Source organism: bacterium, from assembly GCA_030655055.1.
GTDB lineage: Bacteria > Edwardsbacteria > AC1 > AC1 > EtOH8 > UBA5202.
In genome coordinates this window covers 1-3976 of the sequence record JAURWH010000133.1, presented here as the reverse complement: position 1 = coordinate 3976, position 3976 = coordinate 1, and the positions used below count along the sequence as shown (strand labels likewise).

General features: G+C 55.6%; 5 protein-coding genes. All 5 read left to right on the top strand.

The annotated features are described in order from the left end of the window. A partial coding sequence (locus Q7U71_06265) for a BamA/TamA family outer membrane protein (GenBank protein MDO9391360.1) occupies nt 1-1026 on the top strand: 1026 nt, incomplete at its 5' end. A gap of 122 nt (nt 1027-1148) precedes the next feature. After that, nucleotides 1149-1718, top strand: a complete 570-nt coding sequence (gene rsmD, locus Q7U71_06260; GenBank protein MDO9391359.1) for a 16S rRNA (guanine(966)-N(2))-methyltransferase RsmD — start codon at nt 1149-1151, stop codon at nt 1716-1718. Nucleotides 1719-1756: 38 nt separating this feature from the next. After that, nucleotides 1757-2269 (top strand): pantetheine-phosphate adenylyltransferase, encoded by a 513-nt coding sequence (gene coaD / locus Q7U71_06255; GenBank protein MDO9391358.1) that lies wholly within the window; start codon nt 1757-1759, stop codon nt 2267-2269. Then, complete coding sequence (obgE, locus tag Q7U71_06250; protein MDO9391357.1) at nt 2260-3228, top strand: GTPase ObgE; 969 nt, start codon at nt 2260-2262, stop codon at nt 3226-3228. The genes coaD and obgE overlap by 10 nt, the downstream gene beginning before the upstream one ends. After that, nucleotides 3225-3857, top strand: coding sequence for a HEAT repeat domain-containing protein (locus tag Q7U71_06245; protein MDO9391356.1), 633 nt, complete (start codon nt 3225-3227; stop codon nt 3855-3857). The genes obgE and Q7U71_06245 overlap by 4 nt, the downstream gene beginning before the upstream one ends. Nucleotides 3858-3976: the final 119 nt, after the last annotated feature.

Genomic DNA, 3976 nt, shown 5'->3' with positions numbered 1-3976 from the left:
GATCACCAAAGAGCCCGCTCCAAGTTCACCATAGACATGGCCAGCGGCAACGTAAGCTATAATTCACTTAATAATGATCTTGGGGGACAAGCACAGATACTGGTCACCGATATCCTGGGCAGTCATCTGTTTTACTGGCAGTCGGATCTGTGGATCAATTTCGAAAATTCCGATTATCAGTTGACCTACTATTACCTGCCTAAACGTTTTGATTATGGCATCAGCTATTATCAGTATCACAATTATTATCTGGCCCCCAACGACGATATCGTGATCGAAAAAGTGAACGGGGTTCAGGGGATAGTATCCTATCCCCTGAACCGTTACCAGCGCTTTGACCTGATGGCCAGCTGGAACCATTACAAACAGGCCTATTATTACTACTCGTATCCCGAAGCAAGTATGGATGTGATCGTGCCGGGATTAAGTTTCGTCCACGACAACACGCTGTGGGGCTCCATGGGCCCCATCAGCGGCCAGCGGGCCATGCTGGTGGTGGAGAGCAGCCAGAAAGCCCTGGGCAGCGACCTGAACTTCAATACCGGGTACGCCGACATCCGCAATTACTGGAGGATCTCCCGGCGATACCAGGTTGCCCTGAGACTGCTGGGGGGAATGTCCCAGGGTCCGGACGCCCAGCGGTTCTATCTGGGAGGACCAAATTCCCTGCATGGCTATGATTACGACCGTTTCTACGGCACCAAAACGGCCCTGGCCAATTTTGAGATGAGGTTCCCCCTGATCGACCGGCTGGAGATGGCCTTCCCGCCTCTTTCATTCTACGGGATCAGGGGCGCATTCTTTTTTGACGTGGGAGCAGCCTGGACCGATGCCGGATCATTCAGGGCTTTGGAAAAGACCAGCCGGGCCCTGGTCAAACTTGACGACCTTAAGGCATCCATCGGCACCGGAGGACGGATAAACCTGTATCCCTTCCTGATCCGGGTTGACGTGGCCTGGCCCACCGATCTTTCGGTCATTGCCAGGAACCCGGTGGTCTCCTTTACCCTGGGAAGCGAGTTCTGATTTTTATCGATAGGCTCTTATAAGGAAACCAGGAATACAGGAAAATATCAGTGTTAACAAAGTTGGATGTTCATGGTCTCCTGGCTTCCTAATAAAAAATATACATATTCACTCAAAGTAATATGCTTAAAATCATTGCCGGCGAATACCGGGGCCGGATATTGAAAACCCCGGAAGGGAAACAGGTCCGTCCTTCCAGCGGCTTGTTGCGGGGCGTGATATTCAATGTCCTTGGCGATCTGGTATCCGGAAAAAATGTGCTGGACATCTACGCCGGGGGCGGAGCCCTGGGGATCGAAGCCTTGTCCCGGGGAGCGGCCATGGCCACCATGGTGGAGGCCGACCGGGCCACGGCCGGACTGATCCGCCAGAACCTGGAAATGCTGAAGGTCCAGGATAAAGCCCGAGTGGTGATCCAGGACGCGCTGGACTTTGTGTCTTCCTCCGGCGGAAAATATGACATCGTGCTGGCAGATCCGCCGTATCAGGCCAATGTTTCCTCGCAGATACTGGGCAGGGTCTCCAAGCACGGCCTGCTGGCCCCCGGCGGGATACTGGTGATTCAGCATCACCGGGCCGAAAAGATCGATGTCCAAACTCAGGGCCTGGCTTTGTGGAAATGCAAGAAACACGGTAAGAGCAGCGTGGAGTTTTATACGGTAAACGATGAACAATCTGCTATTACTGAATAGAGAATACTGAATACTGAATACCTTACGGAGGTCTTAAAATGGTTAAAACCGCCATCTATCCCGGCACTTTCGATCCGGTCACCAACGGGCATATCGATCTGATGGTGCGGGCTTTGAAGATATTCGACCGGCTGATCGTGGCCGTGGCCGTCAATGACCGCAAGACCCCGCTGTTTACCCTGGAGGAAAGGGTGGAGCTGCTGAAAAAATGCGCTCCCCGGTCGTCAAAAATCAAGATCACCAGTTTCGACGGACTGCTGGTGGATTATGCCCGGAGCCAGAAGGCCACCGCCTTGGTGCGGGGCCTGCGGGCGGTGTCCGACTTTGAATACGAGTTCCAGATGGCCCTGATGAACCGCAAACTGGACAAGAACATCGAAACCATTTACCTGATGCCCTCGGAACAATATACCTGTCTCAATTCCGGACTGGTCAAGGAGGTGGCCAGAATGGGAGGCAGGCTGGACGGCCTGGTGCCGGCCCCGGTATCCCAGATGCTCAAACGGAAATACCAGAACTTAAAAGAACGGAAAATAATCAAATGCCTATAGTCGATCTGGCGGAGATAAAGGTCACGGCCGGCAACGGAGGGAACGGATCGGTCAGCTTTTACCGCGAAAAATACATTCCCAAGGGCGGACCCGACGGCGGGGACGGGGGCCGGGGCGGTTCGGTGGTGTTCCTGGTGGAACCCAATCTGGTGACCCTGCGTGATTTCCGCTACCATCATTTCTTCAAGGCCGGGCACGGGCAGAACGGCGCATACCGGAAAATGTCCGGCAAAGCCGGTCCGGACTGCGTGATCCCGGTGCCGCCGGGAACTTTGATCTACGACGCTGCAAGCGGAAAATTGCTGGCCGACCTGATAGTCCCGGGCACCTCGGTGATCGCCGCCACCGGCGGCAAGGGGGGCAAGGGCAACTTCCATTTTGCCACCTCCACCAACCAGACCCCCCGGGTGGCCGAAAAGGGCGAGATAGGAGAGACCGTCTCCCTGCGCCTGGAACTGAAGATGCTGGCCGACGTGGGGCTGGTGGGCTTTCCCAATGCCGGAAAATCCACCCTGCTCTCCAAGCTGACCCAGGCCCATCCCAAGATAGCCAATTATCCCTTCACCACCCTGATGCCCAACCTGGGAGCCATGTATCTGGACGAGAACTCCACCTGCACCATCGCCGACCTGCCGGGGCTGATAGAGGGGGCCCACCAGGGCAAGGGGCTGGGGACCCAGTTCCTAAGGCACATCGAGCGGACCAGGGTGCTGGTCTTTGTGATAGACGCGTCGGCCGAAAATGCCAAGCAGGAACTGAAGGTTTTGAAGAACGAGCTGATCTCTTACAACCCGGGCCTGGCCGACAAACCGCAGCTGGTGGTGTACAACAAGATCGATCTGCTCAAGAAAAAGCCCAAAGTTGACGGTCTGTATGTATCGGCACTGAACGGGGACGGTCTGGATGAATTGCGCCGGAGCATTGCCAAACTTTACACCAGGTCCAAAAAGAAAAAATGAACGATCCCAGGGTCACCGAAGCGGTGGAGCTGTTAAAATCCCGCGACCTTAAAAAACGGATCACCGCCCTGGACCTGGCCCAGCATCTGGAGGGGCGCGAGGCCCTGGCTTTGCTGCTTAAGGCTCTGCACGACCAGAGCTGGACCCTGCGGGACCATGCCATCCCCAAGATAATCGCCAAGGGCCCCCAGGCCATCGTGCCCATCCTGCGGCACCTGACCTCCGGGGTCTGGTACACCCGGGCGGCCCTGGCCCAGGTGCTGTATTCAACCGGGGATCACCGGGCGGCGGCCCCCTTGTTCCTGCTGCTTGACGACAGCAACAAAAGCGTGGCGGAGGAGGCCCAAAAGGCCTTAAAGGCCATAATACACCGGACCGATCCCGAAATACTATGGGAACAGGCTGAGGGCCTGCCGGGATCACAGCGGGAGCATTATCTGGGTTATTTGAAAAAAGAGCTTCATAACCAGCCCCAAGAACTATCCCGGATCCAGGATAAGGAACCTTTGTCCTCCGGCGGCACAGAGGATGATCCCCAGGCCGATGCCGGCGCCAGCCTGCAGCAATTGCGCAAAGCCGTAAAGGCCGCCCTCAAACAAAGCAGCGATGTTGAGTATGATGAATTCTGATGAATTACTTTGGTGGCTAAGGCTCAAAGGAGTTCCCAGGGTGGGGCCGATCAAATACCGGCTGCTGTTGAAGGAATTCGGCAGCCCCCAAAATGTATTTGAACAAAGTCTTGAAGCGT